Here is a 24,335-nt window from a genome sequence, read left to right as displayed (position 1 = left end):
ATTTGCTTTAATGTTACCGCCTTGACTTTACCCCCCTTTTTCCAGGTACAACGATGAGTTTGACCCACGACACAGGCCGATATGCCACTCAGGAGCAGAACCAGGTGATGGGCCGTTATCATCAGGTGCTTCGCCACCGTTTGTTGATCATGGGCGTACTGGTGCTGGCGATCCTGGCCTCTCTGCTGCTGGATTTCACTCTTGGTCCGGCCGGACTGTCACTCTCCACGCTGTGGCAAACGCTGCTGTCGCCGGAGAGCGTGGATGCCGGAACCCGCGTCATTGTCTGGGATATCCGTTTACCCTACGCGCTGATGGCGGTGGTGGTGGGGCTGGCTCTCGGCCTGGCCGGGGCAGAGATGCAAACTATCCTGAATAACCCGCTGGCCAGCCCGTTCACGCTGGGCGTCTCTTCAGCAGCGGCATTTGGTGCGGCGCTGGCAATCGTGCCGGGGATTGGGATCCCCGGCATACCCGATCAGTGGTTTATCTCGGCGAACGCCTTTTTCTTCGCGCTGTTTGCGGCATTGATGCTGGACGGTGTGACGCGCTGGACCCGTGTAGCCAGCTCCGGCGTGGTGCTGTTCGGCATCGCGTTGGTGTTTACCTTTAATGCGCTGGTTTCGATGATGCAGTTTATCGCCAGCGAAGACACGCTGCAGGGATTAGTGTTCTGGACCATGGGCAGCCTGGCCCGCGCCTCCTGGCAGAAGCTGGGCGTGCTGACGCTGGCTTTTGCCATCCTGGTGCCGTTCTCAATGATGAGTTCGTGGAAGCTGACCGCGCTGCGACTGGGTGAGGACCGGGCGGTGAGCTTTGGGATTGACGTGCGCCGTCTGCGGCTGGCGACGTTGCTGCGTATCAGCATCCTGTCCGCGCTGGCGGTGGCCTTTGTCGGCCCGATTGGTTTTATCGGCCTGGTGGCACCGCACATTGCCCGGCTGGTATTTGGCGAAGATCATCGCTTCTATCTGCCTGCCAGTGCGCTGACCGGTGCGCTGGTGCTGTCGCTGGCCTCTGTGGTCTCGAAAAATCTGGTGCCGGGCGTGATCATTCCTGTGGGCATCGTCACCTCGCTGGTGGGCGTGCCGTTCTTCCTGAGTATTATTCTGCGCCACCGGGGGAATGTCTGATGGACGGCCTGAAAATCAGTGGCTTCCATGCCGGTTACCCGAAACGCAAAATCATCAGCAACCTCAATGTTCCGCTGCTGCCGCGTGGCAAAATCACCGTGCTGCTGGGACCGAACGGCTGCGGCAAATCCACGTTGTTGCGTTCTCTGGCCGGATTAAATCGTGCTCAGGGAGAGCTGTGGCTTAATGGTCACGAGATGATGGGGCTGCCGTTTGCCCGCCGGGCCGAGAAAGTGGTTTATCTGCCGCAGTCCCTGCCTGCCGGAGTCCATCTGCACGTGCTGGAATCGATTATCGTGGCGCAACGTGCTTCCGGTGGGCGCAGCAGTGCATCCGGTGAAGCGGAGGTGATGGAGCTGCTTGAACGGTTGGGGATTGCGCATCTGGCTATGAGTTTTCTCGATCAGCTTTCTGGCGGACAGAAGCAACTGGTGGGGCTGGCGCAGTCGCTGATCCGTCGTCCTGAGCTTTTATTGCTGGACGAGCCGCTGAGCGCCCTCGATTTAAATTATCAGTTTCACGTGATGGATTTAGTGCGCCGTGAAACCCGCAAGCGCAATATTATTACCGTGGTCGTGGTGCATGATATTAATATTGCATTGCGTCACGGCGAGCACGTATTAATGCTGCAAAACGGCGAGCTGATCGCAGACGGCCTGCCAGAAGAAGTGATTACCCCGGAAAGTCTGGCGAAAGTCTACGGCGTGAAAGGCCGCATCGAGCGCTGTTCTCACGGCACGCCGCAGGTATTGATTGATGGCCTGGTGACTGAGCCAGGCTTCTGAATCCGGGGGCGGAATTTATTTCGCCTCTGTATTTCCACTCTGATAAGACTGAATAGTTAACCGGAAAAATATCCGGAATTTAACAGGGGTAACTCTGTGATTTAAGTGTGAGCAAAAGGTATTGAAAACACTTTTTTAGTTTATATGCGCCTCAAGGAGAATAGCATGCTCAGGTTGAACCCTGCCGTACGTTGCGGGCTGTGCGCGTCCGCGCTGGCCTTCAGTTTCCCCGTTGCTGCTGACGAGCGGGAAGAGAAAGACGATGTGATGGTGGTCACGGCTTCCGCCACGGAAGTGAACCTTAAAGATGCCCCCGCCAGCATCAGTGTGATCACTGCGGAAGAGATTAAACGTAAGCCGGTGCAGAACCTGCGTGAGGTGCTGCGCGACGTGCCCGGCGTACAGCTGACCAACGAAGGGGACAACCGTAAAGGCATCAGCCTGCGCGGTCTGGACAGCAGCTATACGCTGATCCTGATCGATGGCAAGCGCGTGAATTCCCGCAACGCCGTCTTCCGCCATAATGATTTTGACCTCAACTGGATCCCCGCCGACGCTATCGAACGTATAGAAGTGGTGCGCGGTCCGATGTCCTCACTGTACGGCTCGGATGCACTTGGCGGCGTGGTGAACATTATCACCCGTAAGGTGGGTAAAGCCTGGCACGGGACTTTCAGTGTGGATACTACCGTGCAGGAGCATCGCGATCGGGGCGACAGCTATAACGGAAATTTCTTTACTGGCGGGCCGCTGATTGACGATTTGCTGGGGGTGAAAGTCTACGGCAGTCTGGGCAAGCGGGAAAAAGACGGTCAGCAACCTTCTGTCACTTCTGCCACGGGCCTGACGCCGGGTATTGAAGGTTATACCACTCGCGACGGCAACGTAGAGTTCTCCCTGACACCCAGCAAAACTCAGGATATGACCTTTGGCTACGGTTTTAACCGCCAGGATCGTTCATCCGACTCGCTGGATAAAAATCGCCTGGAGCGGCAGAACTACTCGCTGGGTCACAATGGTCGCTGGGGTTGGGGAAACACCGAGCTGCGCTTTTATGGCGACCGGGTGGATAATTACACCAGTGGCGACAACATTGTTTCCAAAAATAACTCGCTGGACGGCAAGCTGATCCTGCCGCTGGGCAATCTGAACCAGCTGCTGACTTTCGGCGGGGAAGCCCGGCACGACAAGCTGGAAGATCCGGTCAATCTTGCTGGCAGCGGCAAAACCTCTGCCAGTCAGTATGCGCTGTTTGTGGAGGACGAATGGCGGATTTTCGATGCGCTGGCGCTGACCACCGGAGTCCGTATGGATGATCACCAGACCTATGGTGACCACTGGAGTCCGCGAGCCTATCTGGTTTACAGCGCAACGGACACTGTGACGCTGAAAGGGGGCTGGGCCAATGCCTTTAAAGCCCCTTCATTGCTGCAGCTCAGTCCTGACTGGCAGACCAACTCCTGCCGTGGCAGCTGTGCGATTGTCGGCAGTAAAGATCTGAAGCCGGAAACCAGCGAGAGTTTTGAACTGGGGATCTACTACACGGGTGATGAAGGCTGGCTGGACGGTATCACCGGCAGCATCACCGCTTTCCAGAACAACGTTGATGATATGATCAACATCTCACGGACTGCCTCAACCGCGCTGGCGCCTGGTTACAGCAACTTTGTTGGCTTTGACGACAGCGGGCGTCCGGTATTCCGCTATTACAACGTCGATAAAGCCCGAATCAATGGGGTGGAAACGGAGGTAAAAGTCCCGTTCAGTGATGAGTGGAAACTGACGCTGAACTACACCTATACCGACGGGCGTGATTTGAGCAACGGTGGCAACAAGCCGCTGGAAGAGATGCCGCTGCATACCGCCAACAGCACGCTGGACTGGACGCCGCTACAGGACTGGTCTTTCTATCTGCAGGCTAATTATTCTGGTCAACGCCGCACACTGAATAATGATGGTGCAACACCGGGGGGTTATGTGCTGTGGAATACTGGTGGATCCTGGCAGGCAACCAAAGCCGTTAAGCTGCGGGCAGGGGTGATGAACCTGACGGATAAGGAACTGAGTCGCGACAGCTACAGTTACAGTGAAGATGGTCGCCGTTATTTTGCTGCAGTGGACTATACATTCTGATCTTGTGGGAGAACTTTAGTTAATTCTGAAAATATCCCGATATGAAGATGATGCTCTCCAGACCGAACCCTTAAGGGTTCGGTTTTTTTTTCATGATGAGTAGTAACCCAAATTTCCAATAGTCATTTTACGCGATGATGTTACACAATATTGCGTATTTCTTATTGTTAAAGCCATTCATAGCATCAGGTCTTGGGAGTATTTGATCTGGCTGGTGGTTTTTCTTTTTAATTTAACTCAAATAATGCACGTTAGGGAAAATAATAAGGTAATTATTATGTTGAGTTAATGTTTGTATTGAATGCCTCAGAAACGCCTTTTGGTGATGAAAACGAACTAATTTGAGTTATGTCTACTTCATTTTACCTTGCAGGTTATTATATTGTTCGCGTGGTGAAAATAGTAAAGAACTTTAATTGTTACTCTCTATTATTAAACTTTTCTTAATAGATTTTTCCCGGAAAATTAAGTTTTTCTTACCGGTGTAATCAGACTCCAACATAAATTTAAGATTTTTTTAAATTCTGGGTTTATCCGGTGTCTGGAATGTTTTTTTTGTCGCTAATTGGCGCCTTTAATGGCGTAAGTTCCGGTTACATGTCATCAGTCATGGGGTTGCTAATTATTACCAAAAAATAAAGGCGGGGTTTAATGAACAATAAAAAAGGCAAGGATAATATAAAAGTATTATCAGCTTGTATTGCTCTGGCAATCAGTCAGGGTGCCATGGCTGATAACCCAATTACCTCCAGGTTCGCGGCAGTTTCTGATGCCTGCCCGGCCGATCCTTCCAGACTGAGTCCTGCAGAATATGCCTCATTGCCTGCTGAATGCCAGGTTGAGAAAAGTGCCTCGCAGTGGGCAGTGGAACATGCCGTGCCGCTCAGCGCGGCGGGCATCGCGGCAGTAGCGGCAACCATTGCGGTGGTCAGCAGCGGAGGGGGCGGATCCTCCGGTCATCACTCTTCTTCAGACTCTGCTCCGGACTCACAGCCAGAACCGCAAACTGACCCGGATTCACAGCAGCCGGGCCCCGAACTTCAGCCCTCACCGGATTCACCGCAGCAGCCTGATGCTGCCAGCCCGTGGAAAGAGTGGAAGGTGGGTGAAACGCTCTCCGGGGATAGCCGTGAAAACAGCCTGGAGAGTGACGTTGCGGCAGGCGCAGGTACTGTAGGGCAACTGATTACTGGTAACAACACCGTTAACACTGTTACCGGGAATACCAGCGTCAGTGGGGGTGGAAAGGGCACGGTCGTTAAGGGAGACAACACCAGCACCATTATTGAAGGTGACAGCGTTGTTAGTGGCGAAGGATCTGCCGGTCTGGTCGTTAATGGCAACGCTGCCAGCCTCAGGCAGAATGGCGATCTGGAGATCGATGGCGGAACGGGGATTGCTGTTAGCGGCAACGACGCCAGAGTTAAACTGAATGGGGATATGACAGTCGATGCTGGTGGAACAGGGCTTCTGGTTACCGGAGAGAACAACGCGGTGGCGCAGAACGGCAGTCTGCAGGTGACCGGTGGGGCTACAGGGATAAATATGCTGGGCAACCGTGCCGTCCTGAACAACACGGGTAATATCACGGTACGTGATTCCGATTCAGTAGGGCTGAAAATCAGCTCGGATAATGCCTCGCTGAATGATAATGGCAATATTTATGTATCGGACAGCGCCACCGGTATTTTGCTGAGCGGTAATCACAATCAGGTTACTCTGGATGGCACCGTGTCCCTTAACTTCAAGGGAAATAAATATCCGCAGCCCGACAATAAAAACGGGCAAAAGGGCGTGGTGGTCAATGGTTCAGATAACACCATAGCCATAACTGGTGGCCTGAATCTTAACTACGCGGGCCGTGAGTATGTTGAGGAAGCTTTACAGAGTCACAATGTCAGCGTCTATGCTCTGGATGTCGCGGGTGAAAATAATACTATTACTCTGAGGGGCGCATCTGACGTCACCGTTACTGGCACCTTCTCTCCCTACAGTCGTATGCTGGGGTATATTAACGTCACCGGCAAGGGCAATACACTTTTGCTGGATGATGACAGCGTACTGAATTTCTATGCACACGATATAATTCCCGTCGCAACTGGAACGGATATTTCCGCGATATTTATAGATGGCTCCACGCTGATAAACAAAGGTTCGATTATCATTTCACGGGGGGGAGGTAAGACAATATCCGGTGCTAATGCGACCATTATCAATAGCGGAGGCTTGAGCTTTCGTCCGGGCCTGGTGCAGGAAATAAGGTCTTCCTCGCTGGTCTGGCTTCAGGGCTCGCAATTCCAGAATGCAAGTGACGGATTGCTGGATGTGGTGTCAGTTCAGGATGCGGTGAACAGCCTGTATTATTATCCCGAAAAAGAGTCGATTGATTATCTTGCTGGCCTCTATGGTGTCAACGCTTTGGACAGTTCAGCCCTAAATGAGGGCACCATCAACGTCAGCGGTCAGAATGCTTATGGAATGGCCGCCGGTAATAATGGGACTGCTATTAATAACGGCCTGATTTCGCTCAATGCGATGTCCAACAGCCTGGACGGTGATGGTCATGTCCTTTATGAAACAGGTTTGTGGAAAGATGCAACCAACTACCGGCGTGGCGTTGCCATGCTGGCAAACTCACCCACATCGGTGGTCATCAACACCGGTGAGATTTCGGTCAACAATGCCGGAATGGGCATGGTGGCCAGCGACGGCACGGCGATAAATCGGGGGGTGATTACCCTGACGTCGGATAATGCGGATGCGGATGCGCTGTATGCCATGGCGGCAGTGAATAATGGCATGGCGCTGAACGATACCGATGGCGTAATTAATATCAACACCGATAAAGGTTACGCATTTTACTCCGAGGGTAACGGCCGGATTATCAACCGTGGAACGGTGAATCTGAGCGGTACGATAATCACCAACACCGACAACAACTGGGGCAGTGTGGACACGCCTTTCACCGGTGATTTTCTTGATAACACGGTGATAACTGCGGCTGGAGATAGGCAGACGATAATGGCCAGTGGTTCGGGTGGCAGCTGGTATCTTTCTGCGAATGTCGATAATGATGGCAGCGCCACTTATTCCCGTCCGCTAACGGCTGCGGGCTGGCTGCAAAACAGTGGTCAGCTCGCTTCGACCAGTGCCGTGACCTCTGCAGAGATCAATAATACCGGCACGCTGAACGCCAACAGTGTCACCACCACCGACAGCCTGTTGAACAGCGGCAGCATTACCTCAGCAAAACTGACCAGCGCCAACCTGCATAACCATGGCAGCATCACTGCCGATGCGCTCAATGTGACGGGCAACCTGGTCAACTATAAAGAAGGGGCGATCGCTGCCGGTCAGATTAACGGCACCAGCAATACCAACAACCTGGTCAACCAGGGCGAAATTACCGGCAAGAAGGACGGTGCAGCCGTAATCAGTGGCGCGTTAGTGGTATATAACGAAGCGAGTGGCACTATCCGCAATACGGGCAGCGCAGTGGACGGCAGTGCTAACTCATTGATCAATATTACCTACACTCTGGACAGCCTTAACCTGTACAACCGTGGTGAACTGATTGCCAGTAACGGTTATAACGCTATCAGTCTGGCGGCCACTAATGCCAACAACGCCATCAAATGGTTGTACAACACTGAAACCGGAAAAATCAGTGGCGATTCTCCCGCTAATCCGTTAATTAGCCTGACCCGGGGCTACGGCTTTCTTAATGCCGGAGAAATTAACGTCACCGGTGATAACGCCGTTGCCATAGGCATGGGGGCCTCAAATTACGACGTTTACGCGATGAATGCCGGAGTGATTAACGTTGGCACCAAAGAAGGCAAAGCAAATGGTACTAATGGCACCGGGCTGGTAGGCATCCTGGCTCAGGGCAGCGGTAACATCATCAACAACACCCTTGATGGGGTGATCAACGTCTGGGCCAATGACTCGGTGGCCTTCGCCAGTACCAGCACCGGTACCCGTGCCAAAATCTACAACAACGGTACAGTCAATCTGATGTGCGAAAGCGGTTGTGGCGTTTTCCAGGATGGCGTCAGCGAACAGCAAGGGAGAGACGGACGGTTTCCCTCACCGGACAGCACACCCACTATTTCCATCCCCAAATTACCTGCTGACAGCCCGCTGCGCCTGTCCAGTTACGTGATAGGCACTAACAGTGATGGCACGGCGGGCACGTTGTCTGCACGTAGCCTGGTGATTGATAACGATGTGACGGTGGATACCGGTTTTGCCAGCAGCACATCAGCCAAAGCCGTGACTTTCAGCAATGTGATCCAGGCGGACAGCATCAGCGGTGAGCAAAATATCGGCTCTGGAAGCGTGGTGTGGAAGGCCAGCGCAAGCAAAAACGCTCAGGGCAATGTCGACGTGACCATGAGTAAGAATGATTATGCATCGGTTGCCGATGCCAGCGTGCGCAGCGTGGCAGTGGCGCTGGACAACGGCTACACCAACAACAGCCTGTTCAGCAGTCTGAATCTGGCCACTTCTGGCGAACTGACCCGTGCGCTGAAGCAGATTTCCGGCAGCCAGGCGACAAATCTGAACCACGAAACCCGCATTCTCGGTCAGCGTTTCAGCATGTTGGCGGAAACGGCTCCGGTGATTGCTCAGAGCGGCCTGTCATTTAACGTGGTGGCACAGGGCGACAGGCGTGCAGAGATGGATAACTAGGTCAGTTACGACATGATGGCGCTGGGCCAGCAGTTTGCCACCGGGCTGGGCAAACTGACGGCGACATGGGGCATGGCGCGCCTGACGGGTAACGGTGGTAATCACAGCACCCGTGCGGGCGATAACGGTCTGACCGGAGGCTACGGCCAGTTTATGGGGCTGAGCCACAGCCTGCCGCTGACGGCGGACACCAACTGGGACAACAGTCTGCGCTACGACCAGTATCAGCTGGAAAGCCGTCGCCACCTCAACTTCGCTGGTGTGAACCGCGTGGCCAGCACTTCCGGCAGCCAGCAGTATCTTGAGTTTCGCAGCCAGGGAACGAAACAGTTTGAGCTGAACGAAGGCGTCACGCTGGCACCGTACGCGGGCATGAAAATGCGCCATTACACGTTTGATGGCTACAGTGAGCACGGCGCGGGTGACTTCAACCTGACCATGAGCCGCGACAGCGAAACTGCGGTGGATGCAGTGGCCGGGATGAAGCTGGACTATGCGGGTGACCACGGCTGTGCGGCCAGCCTGCGCCTTGAAGCGGGTCCGAACCTGAGCAGCCATGCCACGCAGGCGCAGGCTTCGCTGCAGGGGCTGTCCGGCCGGCGTTTCAACGTTGACAACAACAGGAAGTCGGGTGACCTGAACGGCCAGGCGGTGGCAGGCGTGAATTATCAGCAGCACAACACCACCATGGGATTCAATGCTTACCAGTGGAAGGAGGACAGCGCGAGCGACAAGGGCTTTATGCTCAACGTAAGCCGCAGTTTCTGATCTAAACCGCTCCGGTCTGCGGGCTGGAGAAAATGCACACCAGGGAATCACAAAAAATACACCGTAATAAATACGGGTCTCACCGGGCTGGCGAGCAGCACTGTCGCCAGCCTGTTCCGGATGTGATCGTTAAACGAAGGATGACAAAATGAAAGTGACAGACCAGGATCGGGCAGCCTGTCTGCTGAAACAGCAGCAAAAAAATCTGCTGAAGATGTATCAGGCGCTGGAACAGGGAAGGGAGCAGATAGAAAAGGTGTATCAGAAGCTGCCAGAAAACAAAGCATGGGTGACGCAGGCGCTGTTAACAGAATGACTGACGCCGCTTGCGGCGGGCATTTACTGCCAGACCAATAAAAAAACGCTCCCGTGATGGGAGCGTTGTTACCTCAGCGGTTGCTTAAGCCAGCAGATGCTGAGCATGGAACCGCAGATGGTCTTCCACAAAGCTGGCGATAAAGAAGTAGCTATGATCGTAGCCAGGCTGGATGCGCACGGTTAACGGATAGCCTTTCTCACTGGCAATCGCTTCCAGCCGTTCGGGATGCAGTTGATCGGCGAGGAACTGGTCGGTGTCGCCCTGATCGATCAGCATCGGCACTTTCGCCGTTGTCTGTTGCATCAGCCAGCAACTGTCATACTCGCGCCAGGCCAGGCTGTTCTCACCCAGATAAGCGGTGAGGGCTTTTTGTCCCCACGGGACTTCTGCCGGGTTCACGATAGGTGCAAAAGCAGAAACCGAAGTAAATTTCTGCGGGTTACGCAGCCCGAGCATAATCGCGCCATGTCCGCCCATCGAATGGCCCATAATCGCCTGACGATCGCTGACGTGGAAATTACTGGCGATAAGCCGGGGCAGCTCCTCATTCAAATAATCGTACATGCGAAAATGCCGATCCCACGGTGCCTGGGTGGCATTCAGATAGAATCCCGCTCCCTGGCCGAGATCGTAGCTATTATCGTTAGGTACGCCTTCTCCTCGCGGGCTGGTGTCTGGCATCACCAGTACCACTCCCAGCTCCGCTGCCACGCGCTGCGCGCCGGATTTGGTGGAGAAGTTCTCGTCGGTGCAGGTCAGTCCGGCGAGGAAAAACAGCACCGGCGGCGGCGTATCACGCTTTGGCCCTGGCAGAAAAATGCTGAAGGTCATGGCACAATTCAGCGTGGTGGACGGGTGGCGGTAGCGCTGCTGCCAGCCGCCAAACAGGCGATGTTCTTCCAGTAGTTCCAGAGTGGATGCCATCAATCCTCCTGATTATTTGTTGAAATGCACCACGGAACGAATCGATTTCCCTTCATGCATCAAATCGAAGGCTTCATTAATTTCTTCCAGCGGCATAGTGTGGGTGATGAAATCGTTCAGCTGGAATTCGCCGTCCATATAGCGCTGCACGATGCCCGGCAGCTGGGAACGGCCCTTCACGCCGCCGAATGCGGAGCCGCGCCATACGCGACCGGTGACCAACTGGAACGGGCGGGTGGCGATCTCTTCACCGGCACCGGCCACGCCGATAATCACGGATTCGCCCCAGCCTTTGTGGCAGCACTCCAGCGCGGAACGCATCACGTTGACGTTGCCGATGCACTCGAAGGAGAAGTCCACGCCGCCGTCGGTCATTTCCACAATCACATCCTGAATTGGCTTGTCAAAGTCTTTTGGATTGATCAGATCTGTGGCACCCAGTTTGCTCGCAAGATCGAACTTGCTGGTGTTGAGATCGATACCGATGATGCGGCCGGCTTTCGCCATTTTCGCGCCGATGATCGCCGACAGGCCAATGCCGCCCAGACCAAAGATGGCCACGGTGTCGCCCTCTTTCACTTTGGCGGTATTCATCACGGCGCCCATGCCGGTGGTGACGCCGCAGCCCAGCAGGCACACTTCTTCCAGCGGCGCTTCTTTGCTGATTTTCGCCAGTGAAATTTCCGGGATCACGGTGTACTCGGAGAAGGTTGAGGTCCCCATGTAATGGAAGATTGGCTTGCCATCTTTAAAGAAGCGGGTGGTACCGTCCGGCATCAGGCCTTTACCCTGAGTGGTGCGGATTGCCTGGCAGAGGTTGGTTTTACCGGACAGACAGAATTTACATTTGCCACATTCCGGGGTGTACAGCGGGATCACATGATCGCCAACCGCCACGCTGGTGACACCTTCGCCGACCGCTTCAACGATACCACCGCCTTCGTGGCCGAGAATTGTCGGGAACACGCCCTCAGGATCTTTACCGGACAGGGTGTAGGCATCCGTATGGCACACGCCGGTGGCGACGATACGGACCAGCACTTCGCCTTTCTGCGGCGGCATCAGATCAACTTCTTCAATTGAAAGAGGTTCACCGGCAGCCCAGGCAACTGCGGCGCGAGTTTTAATCATTTGCATGTTTTTTCCTTTAGGTGTGATCCGCTATGGTCAGAAAACAGTGGTGTAAGTATGGACGAATTTTCAGTCGGCTAAGGCTTCGCTGGCGTCAGCGGCTTGATCAAACTGGCCGATAATAAGGTATTTCAGAGCTTTGATATTCGGCGTGAAGGCATCGCGCCGCCACACCAGGAAGGTGGCGGTCTCGCTGACTTCAGCGGGGATCTTATGGCGCTGGATACGTTCAGCGGCTGGCAGCTGAGCCAGCACCGACTCCGGCAGCAGAGCCAGTCCGGCCCCGCTGGCCACGCAGGCCAGCATGGCGTGATAGGACTGGATCTCCATAAAAGTGCCGGGTTGAACGCCCGCGCTGCGGAACCAGTTTTCAAAGCGCAGGCGATAGGAGCAGCTTGGCTTAAAGGCGAAAAGCGTATCGCCAGCCGCATCTGAAGGTTGCATGATGGGCGCATGGCTGAGGCTGGAGATCAGCACCATCCGTTCGTCAAAGGCTTTGCAGCTGTTCAGTTCATTAACGTTAACCGGCCCGTCGGCCAGCGCGGCTGACAACGTTCCCTCACGCACACGCTCAATAATCTCGCCAGAAGTACCGGTGATCAAAGACAGGGTGACGGTGGGGTGTTGCTGATGGTACGCGGAAAGCAGTGCCGGCAGCCGGGTGGCGGCCGTACTCTCCATTGAACCCAACGCAAAATTCCCGCCGGGTTCGCCACTGTGCGTCATACTCAACGCTTCTTCGCTCAGGGCCAGAATACGCTGGGCATAGCAGAGAAAATTATGGCCGACCGGCGACAGGCGCAGACGCTGCTTCTCGCGGATAAACAGATCGGTGCCCAGCTCCTGTTCCAGTTGGCGCAGGCGCGTGGTCAGGTTGGACGGCACGCGATGCAGCAGCTCCGCGGCACGTGCCAGCGAACCTGTTTCGGCCACCGAACAGAACATTTTCAGCTGGGTCAGATCCATTATTCTCTTACCGTAAGTAACTTGGTCATTATTATTCACTTTTCGTGAGTTTAACCTTCAGGCAGGATAGTGGCAACACTTACCGGCAACGATGCCGGTCTTCGCTCATTCAGGTTAAGGAGTAGGGTATGGCTTTTCGCGTGGCGTTGAGCGCATTTATCGCACTGGTCGTGGCAATGGGGATCGGTCGATTTGCCTTCACTCCTCAGGTACCGCTGATGATTGGTGAGCATCAGCTGTCGCTGACCAGCGCGGCTGTGGTGGCGGCTTTTAACTATCTCGGTTATCTCTGCGGGTCTTATGATGCGATGCGGGCGAGCCGGCATGTTGAACGCCGCCTGCAGGCTGGGATCTGGGGCGCAGTGATCCTGACATTGCTTTCGGCCTGCGTTTCCGGCCCGTGGCTGCACGGTATTATCCGCTTCTTTATCGGCTGGGCCAGCGGCTGGGGTATGGTGCTGATTGCCGCCTGGAGCAACGAGCAACTTCACAAGCATGGCCGCCCCGGACTGAGCGCAGCGGTGTTTGCCGGGCCGGGCACCGGGATATTCCTCAGCGGAATGCTGGGGTGGATCTTACACACCCAGAGCGTCAGTGCCGCCTGGGCCTGGAGTGCCTATGGCGTGCTGGCGCTGGTTTTGGTGGCGCTGGTGGCGCGTAACCTGCCGCGCAAAGGGGAGCTGCACCGGCCGGAAGTGGCTCCGGAACCGCTGGTATTAACTACAGGGCTGAAAAAGCTGGTCTGGAGCTACAGCCTGGCCGGGTTTGGCTACATCCTGCCCGCAACTTTCCTGTCCCAGCTGGCCGTGTCACGCTTTCCCGGCAGCCCGTTCTCGCAGTTTGTCTGGCCGATTTTCGGCAGTGCAGCGGTTATCGGCATCGGGCTGGGCATTCTCACGCGGCATCTTGGTCACGCCAACATGCGGCTGGCTGTCACCCTGTGGATTCAGGCACTGGGCGTATTCTGTGCCGATCTGGTTCCGGGTATCAGTGGGCTGGTATTGGGTGCGATATTTATCGGTGGCGGCTTCCTTTGCGTGGTGCAACTCTCTCTGCAATATGCCCGTGAGCTGGCACCGCAGCATACCCGCTATATGGCCGGATTGCTGACCACCGGCTATGCCGTCGGGCAACTTGTGGGGCCGCTGTTATCCGCCATTTCAACGGCCTTAACGCATCAACTGGAACCGGCGTTATACGTGGCCGGGACAGGGCTGGTGGTGGCAGGCATGCTGGTATGGCGGCGCGATCCGGCGGCTGTGTGAAACTGTTTCACGGTCGTTTAAATTGATTCACTGGATTAACGGCGCGTTGTGTACCAAAATACCGCCTCAGAATTTATGCCGGTCCCGTCCGGGATCGGAGTATTACCTGCCGGAGAAGAGATCGCCATGGCTACGTTAAGTCAGGAAGCCACACTCGTACACGACGCGCTGCTTGCCCGTGGACTGGAAACCCCGTTACGCTCGCCTGCGCGTGAAATGGATGACGAAACCCGTAAGCGTCTGATTGCCGGACATATGACCGAGATAATGCAGCTGCTGAATCTCGATCTCGAAGACGACAGCCTGCGTGAGACCCCGCATCGCATTGCCAAAATGTATGTCAACGAGGTTTTCTCGGGGCTGGATTACGCCAATTTCCCAAAAATCACCGTCATTGAAAACAAGATGAAGGTGGATGAGATGGTGACGGTGCGGGATATCACCCTGACCAGCACCTGTGAGCACCATTTTGTGATCATCGACGGCAAAGCCACCGTGGCTTATATCCCGAAAGACAAGGTGATTGGCCTGTCGAAGATCAACCGTATCGTGCAGTTCTTCTCGTCACGTCCGCAGGTTCAGGAACGTCTGACCCAGCAGATCCTGGTGGCGCTGCAGACCCTGCTCGGCACCAACAACGTGGCGGTTTCCATTGATGCCGTTCACTACTGCGTGAAAGCGCGTGGTATTCGTGATGCGACCAGCGCCACCACCACCACTTCACTGGGCGGCCTGTTCAAGTCGAGCCAGAATACCCGTCAGGAATTCCTGCGCGCCGTTCGCCACAGCTAATCTTCACTGGATCCCAGAATGCCGCGCATCCATACGCTGGATTTTATCCGGGGACTCGCCATTCTGGGGATCCTGCTGCTCAATATTATTGCCTTCGGGCTGCCCCACGCCGCCTACCTTAATCCTGCCTGGCACGGTCAGCCTTCGCTGCATGATGCCTGGAGCTGGGCGTTGGTCTCCCTGTTTGCTCAAATCAAATTCCTCGCGCTGTTTGCCCTGCTGTTTGGTGCCGGGTTGCAGATGCTGCTACCGCGTGGCAAACGCTGGCTGCAGGCGCGGCTGACCTGGCTGGTACTGTTTGGCTTTATTCACAGCATCTTGCTGTGGGATGGCGATATCCTGCTGGATTACGGCCTGATTGGGCTGGTGGTCTGGCGGATGATCCGGGATGTCGGCTCCAGCCGACAGCTGTTCAATACTGGCGTGCTGCTGTATATCATCGGCAGCTGTACGCTGCTGGTGCTGGGTATGGCCTCAGGGCATCAGGCCAACCGTTCGTGGCTGCCAGATTTCGCTGAAGTACAGTTTGAGACGTTCTGGAAAACGCGCGGCGGCTGGGAAGCCATTATCAACCGGCTGGATCTGTTCTCATCGGGTCTGATCTCACTGGCGGTGCAGTATGGCTGGCAGCTCGCGGGGCTGATGATGATTGGCGCGGCGCTGATGCGCAGCGGCTGGCTGCGGGGCACCTTCAGCCAGGTGCATTATCGTCGCACTGCGCTGATGCTGATTGGCACCGCCTGGCTGATTCAGATCCCCGGCATTTATCTGCAATGGATAACCGGCTGGGACTTTCGCTGGGCAGGATTTTTTCTGCAGCTGCCGCCGGAGCTGGGTGCACCGCTACAGGCCGTGGGCTATGCCGCGCTATGCTTCGGTTACTGGCCTACGCTTTCCCGTCTGAAAATCACCCATGCCATCAGCTGTGTCGGGCGCATGGCGCTGACTAACTATCTGCTGCAGACGGCGATCTGCACAACGCTGTTCAACCGGCTGGGCTGGTTCAGCCAGCTTGACCGGCTGCAGCTGCTGGCCGTGGTGCCGGTAGTCTGGCTGATCAATATCCTGTTCTCTGTGCTGTGGCTGCGTTATTTCCATCAGGGGCCGATGGAATGGCTCTGGCGTAAGCTGACCGTGCTGGGGGGCGGGCAGCCGCTGGAAAAAAGCCCGTCCTGATGATGACGGCGGTCACAAATGTTGCATAATTGTATGTAACCGTTTTCATTGGTGTGACGAGTTTCACGTAGCCCCGCCTCAGCCCCTGCCAGAATAGCCGCCAGACATACTGGGTCAGGAACGGCTATGCAACTTTTAATTTCCTCTGGTAAACAATCATGATTACCATCCGCGATGTGGCCCGGGAGGCCGGCGTGTCGGTGGCAACGGTGTCGCGCGTGCTGAATAACAGCAGTGCGGTGACGCCGGAAACCCGTGATATGGTGCTGAGCATCGTTGACTCACTGGGTTACCGGCCTAATGCCAACGCGCAGGCGCTGGCTTCGCAGGTCAGTGACACGATTGGCGTGGTGGTGATGGATGTGTCCGATCCCTTCTTTGGCGCGCTGGTTAAGGCGGTTGATACCGTCGCCCAGCGCATGCAAAAACATGTCCTTATCAACAACTCTTACCATCAGGCCGACAAAGAGCGCCACGCCATTGAGGTGCTGATCCGTCAGCGCTGCAACGCGCTGGTGGTGCATGCCAAGGCGCTGGGGGACGAAGAACTCGCCTCGCTGATGGACCAGGTGCCGGGAATGGTGTTAATCAACCGGGTAGTGCCAGGTTATGCCCATCGCTGCGTTTGCCTGGATAACGTCAGTGGCGCGCTGATGGCGACAAGAATGCTGCAGCAGCAGGGGCATCAGCGCATAGGCTATCTCAGTTCCAGCCACCCGATTGAAGATGTGGACCAGCGCCGGACGGGCTGGCGACAGGCGCTGGCAGAGCAGGACGTCACGCAGCCGGAAAGCTGGGTCGCCAGTGCCGAGCCGGATATGCAGGGCGGGGAAGCTGCAATGGTGGAACTGCTGGGGCGTAACCTGCACCTGACGGCGGTCTTTGCCTATAACGACAGCATGGCTGCCGGTGCGCTGGCCGCGCTGAAAGACAACGGCATTGCGGTGCCACAGCATTTATCGGTGATCGGCTTCGATGATATTCCGATTTCGCGTTACACCGACCCACAGTTGACCACTGTACGCTACCCCATTGTTTCCATGGCAAAACTTGCTACTGAACTGGCCCTCAAAGGGGCGGCAGGGTTGCTGGATGACAGCGCCCAGCACTGCTTTATGCCGACGCTGGTTCGTCGCCATTCGGTCGCTTATCGTCAAAGTGTGGAGCCCGTCACTAACCCGAGCGATTCAGCGGTGTAACCGTTTTCAATTTGTGAGTAAATTCACAGTTAATTAACATCGCCTTCCTTATGATGGCAGCCAGTTGACCAGGATGAAACATTATGTAACGCGGAACAATCCCCTTGAACCGCAAGTTTCAGCCTCCGTGAAACAGTTCATTACACAGCGTTCAGGACAGCGGTACCGTACAGGGAAGTCGGGTTTTGTTTTAACAAATAGTCGGCTTTGCGTAACGTTGTTGAAACATTATCGCCTCGCCGGAAATTAACGTCCCGCCCGCCATGATGGCGTGACGCTGAGTACGACCCTACAAAAAACCGGAGATAATATGAAGAAGGCTTTCACCCTCACCGCCCTGGTTGCCAGCATGATGTTCGGTGCAACAGCTCACGCAGCGGATACCCGTATCGGCGTCACCATTTATAAATACGATGACAACTTTATGTCCGTCGTGCGTAAAGATATTGAGAAAGAGGCAAAAAACAGCCCGGACGTTCAGCTACTGATGAACGACTCGCAGAACAGCCAGTCAACCCAGAATGACCAGGTTGACGTGATGGTGGCGAAGGGCGTTAAGGCGCTGGCAATCAACCTGGTCGACCCGGCCGCGGCCGCGGTGGTGATCAGCAAAGCGAAAGCGAACGATATTCCGGTCGTGTTCTTCAACAAAGAACCGACGGCGAAAGCGCTGGCCAGCTATGACAAAGCCTATTACGTTGGTACCGACTCTAAAGAGTCCGGCGTGAAGCAGGGTGAACTGATCGAGAAACACTGGAAAGCTAATGCTAACTGGGATCTGAACAAAGACGGCGTGATCCAGTTCGTTCTGCTGAAAGGCGAGCCGGGCCACCCGGATGCAGAAGCCCGTACCAAATACGTGATCGACACGCTGAACAAAGACGGTCTGAAAACGCAGCAGCTGCACCTGGATACCGCCATGTGGGACACCGCTCAGGCAAAAGACAAGATGGATGCATGGTTGTCCGGTCCTAACGGCAACAAAATCGAAGTGGTTATTGCCAACAACGATGCGATGGCAATGGGCGCAGTTGAAGCGCTGAAAGCGCACAACAAATCCAACGTTCCGGTCTTTGGTGTCGATGCCCTGCCAGAAGCGCTGGCGCTGGTGAAATCCGGTGCGATGGCCGGTACCGTGCTGAACGATGCACAAAATCAGGCGAAAGCCACCTTCGACATGGCGAAAAACCTGGCAGCAGGCAAACCAGCCACCGAAGGCACCAACTACAAGCTTGACGGCAAAGTTGTCCGTGTTGCCTATGTGCCAGTAGATAAAGATAACCTGGCGCAGATCGCGAAATAACCGGTGTGGGCGCAGCCTCCCGCTGCGCCCTTTTCCGGACCTGCCATCAGCGTCCGGTTTCAAGTAACGAGAAGCCAGGTAGAATTATGGGCAGTGATAAAGTGCAAACTCAGCGCGACTATCTGCTGGAAATGACCGACGTCAGCAAATCATTTCCCGGCGTCAAAGCGTTAGACAACGTGAATTTAAAAATCCGCCCTCATTCGGTTCATGCACTGATGGGTGAGAACGGCGCGGGGAAATCCACGTTATTAAAATGCCTGTTTGGTATCTACAGTAAAGACACGGGAAGCATCGTTTTCCAGGGCAAGGAAATCGATTTTAAAAGTTCGAAAGAAGCGCTGGAAAATGGCGTTTCCATGGTGCATCAGGAATTAAACCTGGTATTGCAACGCACGGTTATGGATAACATGTGGCTGGGGCGTTATCCGCGCAAAGGTTTTTTTGTCGATCAGGACAAAATGTACCGCGACACCAAAGCCATTTTTGATGAACTGGATATTGATATCGATCCGCGAGACAAAGTGGTTACGCTTTCCGTTTCGCAGATGCAGATGATCGAAATTGCTAAAGCGTTTTCCTATGATGCGAAAATTGTCATCATGGACGAACCGACATCTTCATTAACGGAGAAAGAAGTGAACCATCTGTTCACTATTATCCGTAAACTGAAAGATCGCGGCTGCGGCATCGTTTATATCTCGCATAAAATGGAAGAGATCTTCCAGCTGTGTGATGAAATTACCATCCTTCGCGACGGCCAGTGGATTGCCACCCAGCCGCTGGAAGGGCTGGATATGGATAAGATCATTGCCATGATGGTAGGGCGTTCGCTCAGCCAGCGTTTCCCGGATAAGACCAATGTTCCTGGTGAAACCATCCTGGAAGTGCGCAACCTGACCTCGCTGCGCCAGCCGTCGATCCGCGATATCTCCTTCGATCTGCGCAAGGGCGAGATCCTCGGTGTGGCCGGTCTGGTGGGCGCCAAGCGTACCGATATTGTGGAAACCCTGTTTGGTATCCGCGAAAAGTCAGGCGGCACCATTAAGCTGCACGGCAAAAAGATCAATAACCACAGCGCCAACGAAGCGATTAACCATGGCTTTGCCCTGGTAACAGAAGAGCGACGGGCCACCGGGATCTATGCCTTTTTAGATATCGGCTTTAACTCGCTGATTTCAAATATCCGTAAATATAAAAACAGCGTCGGCCTGCTGGATAACAGCCGGATGAAGAGCGACACCCAATGGGTGATTGACTCCATGCGGGTGAAAACACCGGGGCACAGAACGTCGATTGGTTCTTTATCCGGTGGGAACCAGCAGAAAGTCATTATTGGCCGCTGGTTATTAACTCAGCCGGAAATTCTGATGCTGGATGAACCAACTCGTGGAATTGACGTCGGTGCGAAATTTGAAATTTATCAGCTGATTTCTGAACTGGCGAAGAAAGAGAAGGGCATCATTATTATTTCTTCCGAAATGCCGGAACTTTTAGGCATTACCGACAGGATACTGGTAATGAGTAACGGCATGGTTGCGGGCATTGTTGAAACCAAAACGACTACGCAAAACGAAATTTTACGTTTGGCATCGAAGCACCTTTAATGAGGTAAGGGCTGTTACCATGAAAGCTGTGAATAAAAAAAGTGCGCTCACCTGGTTAAAAGAGGGCGGGATATATGTTGTGTTGCTGGTTCTGCTGGCAATAATTATCTTCCAGGACCCGACATTTTTAAGCTTAATGAACCTGAGTAATATTTTAACCCAGTCTTCAGTGCGTATTATTATCGCGCTGGGCGTTGCCGGGTTAATTGTCACCCAGGGGACTGACCTGTCAGCGGGTCGCCAGGTGGGTCTGGCGGCGGTCGTGGCGGCAACGCTGCTGCAGGCAATGGATAACGCCAACAAAGTGTTCCCGCATCTGGATACGGTGCCCATTCCGGTGGTGATCCTGATTGTCTGCGTGATCGGCGGGGTGATTGGTCTGGTCAACGGCCTGATTATCGCTTATCTGAAGGTGACGCCGTTTATTACCACGCTGGGCACGATGATTATCGTTTACGGCATTAACTCCCTGTATTACGACTATGTGGGTGCTTCACCTATTGCCGGTTTTGACGAGAAGTTTTCGACCTTTGCCCAGGGCTTTATCCGCTTTGGCGACTTTAAGCTGTCGTACATAACCTTCTATGCCGCCATTGCGATCTTCTTTGTCTGGATCCTGTGGAACAAGACCCGCTTTGGTAAAAACATCTTTGCTATCGGCGGTAATCCGGAAGCGGCGAAGGTGTCAGGTGTGAACGTGAACTTCAACCTGATCCTGATTTATGCGCTGTCTGGCGTGTTTTATGCCTTCGGTGGGATGCTGGAAGCGGGGCGTATCGGCTCAGCAACCAACAACCTGGGCTTTATGTACGAGCTGGATGCGATTGCGGCCTGCGTGGTGGGTGGCGTGTCCTTTGCCGGTGGCGTGGGGACCGTGGCAGGGGTGGTGACCGGGGTGCTGATTTTCACCGTGATCAACTACGGTCTGACCTATATCGGTGTGAACCCATACTGGCAGTACATTATTAAGGGCGGCATCATAATCTTCGCGGTGGCGCTGGATTCCCTTAAGTACGCCCGTAAGAAGTAATTATTTCCGACGTAGAGCCAGAGGCCTGCCGCTTCTGGCTCTGTTACCCGTCAGTAACCTCTTCCATCCACACCTTAAAGCCACGGGCACGATAACGCACTTGCTCATTAGTCGGGTGATAGTCAGCCGCTACCTTTTTGAACTTACTTACCGTGCTGATTCTCCATTTTATTAAGTAGTCTTTGATCGGAAGAGAGCGTTTTATTTGAAAGAGGGGCGATAAATGTGTCCCACTCTTTTTTTCGTTTTTGGCAGAGGTGATGGCTTCATGTTCTGAAGGTGAAGTGTGCTCTTGCCCGGCACATCCCATCAGTATCAGAGACAAGAACGACAATAGCAGTCGACATTTCATCGTAACTCTCCTTGTCAGTTCAGGCGGCCTGTCACCTTTTTCTGGTAACAGGGGCGGCGGTTTTTTAATCGCCGGGCTGAACTCTACCACTTTGGCCAATGCACTTAAATGGGCTTTTTCAGCTTCTGCTGCAGTTCCAGTAGTTGCTCCGGGGTCACTGCCGGGTAGCTTTGCGTATCCTCTGGCACCTCATGCAGGGCCGGGATCGGCACCATCGGCCCGAGGAAGCGTGGTTCCCGCTTCATCAGGTACAGGTCGGCAAGTGCACCCAGTCGGGCACCAACTTCCCGTATGCGGATATTCATCATATTTTTCGGCGACGGCACGGCATAGCACTGAGCCTGAATGCCCATATGCAGCGCGATAAACAACGCCCGTTCGCAGTGGAAACGTTGGGTGATGATGATGAAGTCGTTGGTGTCGAACACTTTGCGGGTGCGGACTATCGAGTCCAGCGTGCGGAAGCCGGCATAGTCGAGCACGATATCCGAAGCCGGTACGCCAGCGGCCATCAGATCCTTACGCATGGTCATCGGCTCGTTGTAGCTTTGCTGGGCGTTATCGCCGCTCAGCAGCAGGTAGTTGACCTTGCCGCTGTTGTAGGCGTTCAGCGCGCCCTGCATCCGGTAGAGATAGTACTGATTGATGACGCCGGTACGGTAATATTTCGCCGTGCCCAGCACCACGCCAACCTGGCGATGCGGCAGTGATTTCAAATCATCGTAGACATAGGGGGCGGTTTTAACGCTGATCCAGCGATCCAGGCCAAGCGCAGTCATTACCATCAGAACGAAGATGATAATCAGTCCATAAATCAAGCGTTTTACCATTCCGGACGGTGCTCAGACGTGAAGCTATAGGGTGGATCAAGGCTACTTTACCCGGCGGGGTGAAGCAAGTCGCTGTGCACCATATGGTGGCATTTCGCACAATACGTTGAGCTAAACGGGTATAAAAGGCCGGAATCAGAATTTATTCTGTCCAGTCAGGTGAAAGAGAAAGGGGCGGAAAGAATTCCGCCCTCTGCCGTCAGATAGAAGTACGACGGTAATGACGATACTGAGGCAGCCAGAAGTTGGCCGAGATAGCCTTCGACAGCACATCCTCAGAAGTGACCACGGCCACGCCAGCCAGCTGAGCGGCTTTACCTACCGCCATGGCGATCACTTTTGACACGCCCTGAATATCTTTCACTTCAGGCAGCACCGGGCCATTGCCATCGTTCACCAGTGGCGAGCAGTCTGCCAGCGCGCGGCTTGCCGCCATCAGCATGCTGTCGGTCACGCGGGTTGCACCGGACGCGATCACGCCCAGACCAATTCCCGGGAAGATATAGGAGTTGTTGCACTGGGCGATAGGGTAGGTTTTCTCTTTCCACATCACCGGAGAGAACGGGCTGCCGGTGGCAACCAGCGCGGCACCGTCGGTCCAGGCCAGAATATCCTGGGGAGTGGCTTCCACGCGGGAGGTCGGGTTAGACAGCGGCATTACGATAGGACGCGCACAGTGCTTGTTCATCTCGCGGATGATCTCTTCGCTGAACAGGCCCGGCTGACCGGAAACCCCAATCAGGATGTCCGGACGCGCGTTACGCACCACGTCCAGCAGGGACAGCGAATCGGAAGAGGAATCCCAGTTGTCCAGGTTATCGCTCTTCTGCACCAGTTTGCTCTGGAAGCTGAGCAGGTTAGGCAATTTGTCGGTCAGCAGACCAAAACGGTCGACCATAAATACCCGTGCACGGGCTTCATCGTCGCTCAGGCCCTCGGACTTCATCTGGGCAATGATCTGCTCGGCAATACCGCAACCGGCTGAACCCGCGCCCAGGAACACCACTTTCTGCTCGCTCATCTTACTGCCTGCCGCATGGCTGGCGGCAATCAATGTGCCCAGGGTGACCGCTGCGGTGCCCTGAATATCATCGTTAAAGCAGCAGACTTCGTCGCGATAGCGCTCCAGCAGCGGCATGGCGTTCTTCTGGGCGAAGTCTTCAAACTGCAACAGCACATTTGGCCAGCGGCTCTTCACCGCCTGAATGAACTCGTTAACAAAATTCTCGTACTCTTCGCCGGTGATACGCGGATGACGCCAGCCCATATACAGCGGGTCGTTCAGCAGCTGCTGATTATTGGTGCCCACGTCCAGCACTATTGGCAGAGTGTAAGCCGGGCTGATGCCGCCACAGGCGGTGTACAGAGAAAGCTTACCGATTGGAATGCCCATACCGCCGATGCCCTGGTCGCCGAGGCCGAGAATACGTTCGCCGTCGGTCACCACGATCACTTTCACGTTCTGCTTGGTGGCGTTCTGCAACATATCTTCGATGTTGCCGCGGTTTGGGTAGGAGATAAATACACCGCGGGCGCGACGGTAGATTTCAGAGAAATGTTCGCAGGCTGCGCCGACGGTCGGGGTGTAGATAATCGGCATCATCTCTTCGAGATGGTTATCCAGCAGGCGGTAGAACAGGGTTTCGTTGGTGTCCTGAATATTGCGCAGGTAGACGTGCTTGTCGTTGTCGTTTTTAAAGTCCTGGAACTGACGCCACGCGCGCTGAGCCTGCTCTTCAATGGTTTCCACCGTCTCCGGCAGCAGGCCCCGGAGGTTAAATTCATTGCGCTCCTCAACCGAGAACGCGCTGCCCTTATTCAGCAGCGGGAATTCCAGCAAAATAGGGCCGGCATAAGGGATATAAAGCGGTCGTTTACTTTCGTATTCGAGTTCCATGCAATCAATACTCATTCGGATCGGGATGTT

19 protein-coding genes are annotated in these 24,335 nt (G+C 54.6%); 13 read left to right on the top strand and 6 right to left on the bottom strand.

Features of this window, described 5'->3' with window-relative positions:
• Nucleotides 1-53 precede the first annotated feature (53 nt).
• The 6 genes from GSQ70_RS16760 (at nucleotide 54) to GSQ70_RS16735 (ending at nucleotide 9,830) form a co-directional block, all read left to right on the top strand.
• Entirely contained in the window at nucleotides 54-1,133 is a 1,080-nt protein-coding gene (locus tag GSQ70_RS16760; protein WP_158783598.1) for an iron ABC transporter permease, read from the top strand.
• On the top strand, nucleotides 1,133-1,918 hold the full coding sequence (locus tag GSQ70_RS16755) for an ABC transporter ATP-binding protein (RefSeq protein ID WP_370521075.1): 786 nt from the start codon (nucleotides 1,133-1,135) through the stop codon (nucleotides 1,916-1,918). Before GSQ70_RS16760 ends, GSQ70_RS16755 begins: the two co-directional genes overlap by 1 nt.
• Before the next feature lie 165 nt (nucleotides 1,919-2,083).
• Nucleotides 2,084-4,051 (top strand): catecholate siderophore receptor CirA, encoded by a 1,968-nt coding sequence (cirA, locus tag GSQ70_RS16750; RefSeq protein WP_158783597.1) that lies wholly within the window; start codon nucleotides 2,084-2,086, stop codon nucleotides 4,049-4,051.
• A gap of 651 nt (nucleotides 4,052-4,702) precedes the next feature.
• Complete coding sequence (locus tag GSQ70_RS16745) at nucleotides 4,703-8,746, top strand: hypothetical protein (protein ID WP_158783596.1); 4,044 nt, start codon at nucleotides 4,703-4,705, stop codon at nucleotides 8,744-8,746.
• A 12-nt stretch (nucleotides 8,747-8,758) separates the two neighbouring features.
• Entirely contained in the window at nucleotides 8,759-9,514 is a 756-nt protein-coding gene (locus GSQ70_RS16740) for an autotransporter outer membrane beta-barrel domain-containing protein (protein WP_158783595.1), read from the top strand.
• A gap of 148 nt (nucleotides 9,515-9,662) precedes the next feature.
• Nucleotides 9,663-9,830 carry a hypothetical protein gene (locus tag GSQ70_RS16735; RefSeq protein ID WP_158783594.1) on the top strand — a complete coding sequence of 56 codons (168 nt, stop codon included), beginning with the start codon at nucleotides 9,663-9,665 and terminating at the stop codon, nucleotides 9,828-9,830.
• 84 nt (nucleotides 9,831-9,914) lie between these two features.
• Here GSQ70_RS16735 and fghA read toward each other — a convergent pair whose 3' ends face one another.
• From fghA to GSQ70_RS16720, 3 genes are all read right to left on the bottom strand, one after another.
• Nucleotides 9,915-10,757 (bottom strand): S-formylglutathione hydrolase, encoded by an 843-nt coding sequence (fghA, locus tag GSQ70_RS16730; protein ID WP_158783593.1) that lies wholly within the window; start codon nucleotides 10,755-10,757, stop codon nucleotides 9,915-9,917.
• A 12-nt stretch (nucleotides 10,758-10,769) separates the two neighbouring features.
• Complete coding sequence (locus tag GSQ70_RS16725; RefSeq protein ID WP_158783592.1) at nucleotides 10,770-11,894, bottom strand: S-(hydroxymethyl)glutathione dehydrogenase/class III alcohol dehydrogenase; 1,125 nt, start codon at nucleotides 11,892-11,894, stop codon at nucleotides 10,770-10,772.
• Between the two features lie 63 nt (nucleotides 11,895-11,957).
• Nucleotides 11,958-12,854, bottom strand: a complete 897-nt coding sequence (locus GSQ70_RS16720) for a LysR family transcriptional regulator (RefSeq protein ID WP_158783591.1) — start codon at nucleotides 12,852-12,854, stop codon at nucleotides 11,958-11,960.
• Nucleotides 12,855-12,982: 128 nt separating this feature from the next.
• On the opposite strand from GSQ70_RS16720, the gene GSQ70_RS16715 reads away from it, so the two are divergent.
• The 7 genes from GSQ70_RS16715 to mglC all read left to right on the top strand — a co-directional run bounded on the left by GSQ70_RS16715 (nucleotide 12,983) and on the right by mglC (nucleotide 21,226).
• Nucleotides 12,983-14,119, top strand: a complete 1,137-nt coding sequence (locus GSQ70_RS16715; RefSeq protein ID WP_158783590.1) for a YbfB/YjiJ family MFS transporter — start codon at nucleotides 12,983-12,985, stop codon at nucleotides 14,117-14,119.
• A 126-nt stretch (nucleotides 14,120-14,245) separates the two neighbouring features.
• The gene (gene folE, locus GSQ70_RS16710; protein WP_158785346.1) at nucleotides 14,246-14,911 is read left to right on the top strand and encodes a GTP cyclohydrolase I FolE; all 666 of its coding nucleotides are present in this window, start codon (nucleotides 14,246-14,248) and stop codon (nucleotides 14,909-14,911) included.
• Between the two features lie 18 nt (nucleotides 14,912-14,929).
• Nucleotides 14,930-16,087, top strand: a complete 1,158-nt coding sequence (gene yeiB, locus GSQ70_RS16705) for a DUF418 domain-containing protein YeiB (RefSeq protein WP_158783589.1) — start codon at nucleotides 14,930-14,932, stop codon at nucleotides 16,085-16,087.
• A 158-nt stretch (nucleotides 16,088-16,245) separates the two neighbouring features.
• Nucleotides 16,246-17,286 carry an HTH-type transcriptional regulator GalS gene (gene galS / locus GSQ70_RS16700; RefSeq protein WP_158783588.1) on the top strand — a complete coding sequence of 347 codons (1,041 nt, stop codon included), beginning with the start codon at nucleotides 16,246-16,248 and terminating at the stop codon, nucleotides 17,284-17,286.
• 310 nt (nucleotides 17,287-17,596) lie between these two features.
• A complete protein-coding gene (gene mglB / locus GSQ70_RS16695) occupies nucleotides 17,597-18,589 on the top strand; it encodes a galactose/glucose ABC transporter substrate-binding protein MglB (RefSeq protein WP_158783587.1) in 993 nt (330 codons plus the stop codon).
• A gap of 86 nt (nucleotides 18,590-18,675) precedes the next feature.
• Nucleotides 18,676-20,196 carry a galactose/methyl galactoside ABC transporter ATP-binding protein MglA gene (gene mglA / locus GSQ70_RS16690; protein ID WP_158783586.1) on the top strand — a complete coding sequence of 507 codons (1,521 nt, stop codon included), beginning with the start codon at nucleotides 18,676-18,678 and terminating at the stop codon, nucleotides 20,194-20,196.
• 19 nt (nucleotides 20,197-20,215) lie between these two features.
• Nucleotides 20,216-21,226 (top strand): galactose/methyl galactoside ABC transporter permease MglC, encoded by a 1,011-nt coding sequence (gene mglC / locus GSQ70_RS16685; protein ID WP_158783585.1) that lies wholly within the window; start codon nucleotides 20,216-20,218, stop codon nucleotides 21,224-21,226.
• A 43-nt stretch (nucleotides 21,227-21,269) separates the two neighbouring features.
• Here mglC and GSQ70_RS16680 read toward each other — a convergent pair whose 3' ends face one another.
• From GSQ70_RS16680 to GSQ70_RS16670, 3 genes are all read right to left on the bottom strand, one after another.
• Nucleotides 21,270-21,578, bottom strand: coding sequence for a hypothetical protein (locus tag GSQ70_RS16680; protein ID WP_158783584.1), 309 nt, complete (start codon nucleotides 21,576-21,578; stop codon nucleotides 21,270-21,272).
• Between the two features lie 104 nt (nucleotides 21,579-21,682).
• Nucleotides 21,683-22,408 carry an outer membrane permeability protein SanA gene (gene sanA / locus GSQ70_RS16675; RefSeq protein WP_158783583.1) on the bottom strand — a complete coding sequence of 242 codons (726 nt, stop codon included), beginning with the start codon at nucleotides 22,406-22,408 and terminating at the stop codon, nucleotides 21,683-21,685.
• Between the two features lie 199 nt (nucleotides 22,409-22,607).
• A complete protein-coding gene (locus GSQ70_RS16670) occupies nucleotides 22,608-24,305 on the bottom strand; it encodes an NAD-dependent malic enzyme (protein ID WP_158783582.1) in 1,698 nt (565 codons plus the stop codon).
• Nucleotides 24,306-24,335: the final 30 nt, after the last annotated feature.

Source organism: Pantoea sp. BAV 3049 (assembly GCF_009765445.1).
In the GTDB taxonomy this organism is placed as follows: domain Bacteria; phylum Pseudomonadota; class Gammaproteobacteria; order Enterobacterales; family Enterobacteriaceae; genus Erwinia.
Note: the sequence above shows the minus strand (reverse complement) of the source record. Positions and strands in the feature narration are given on the sequence as shown.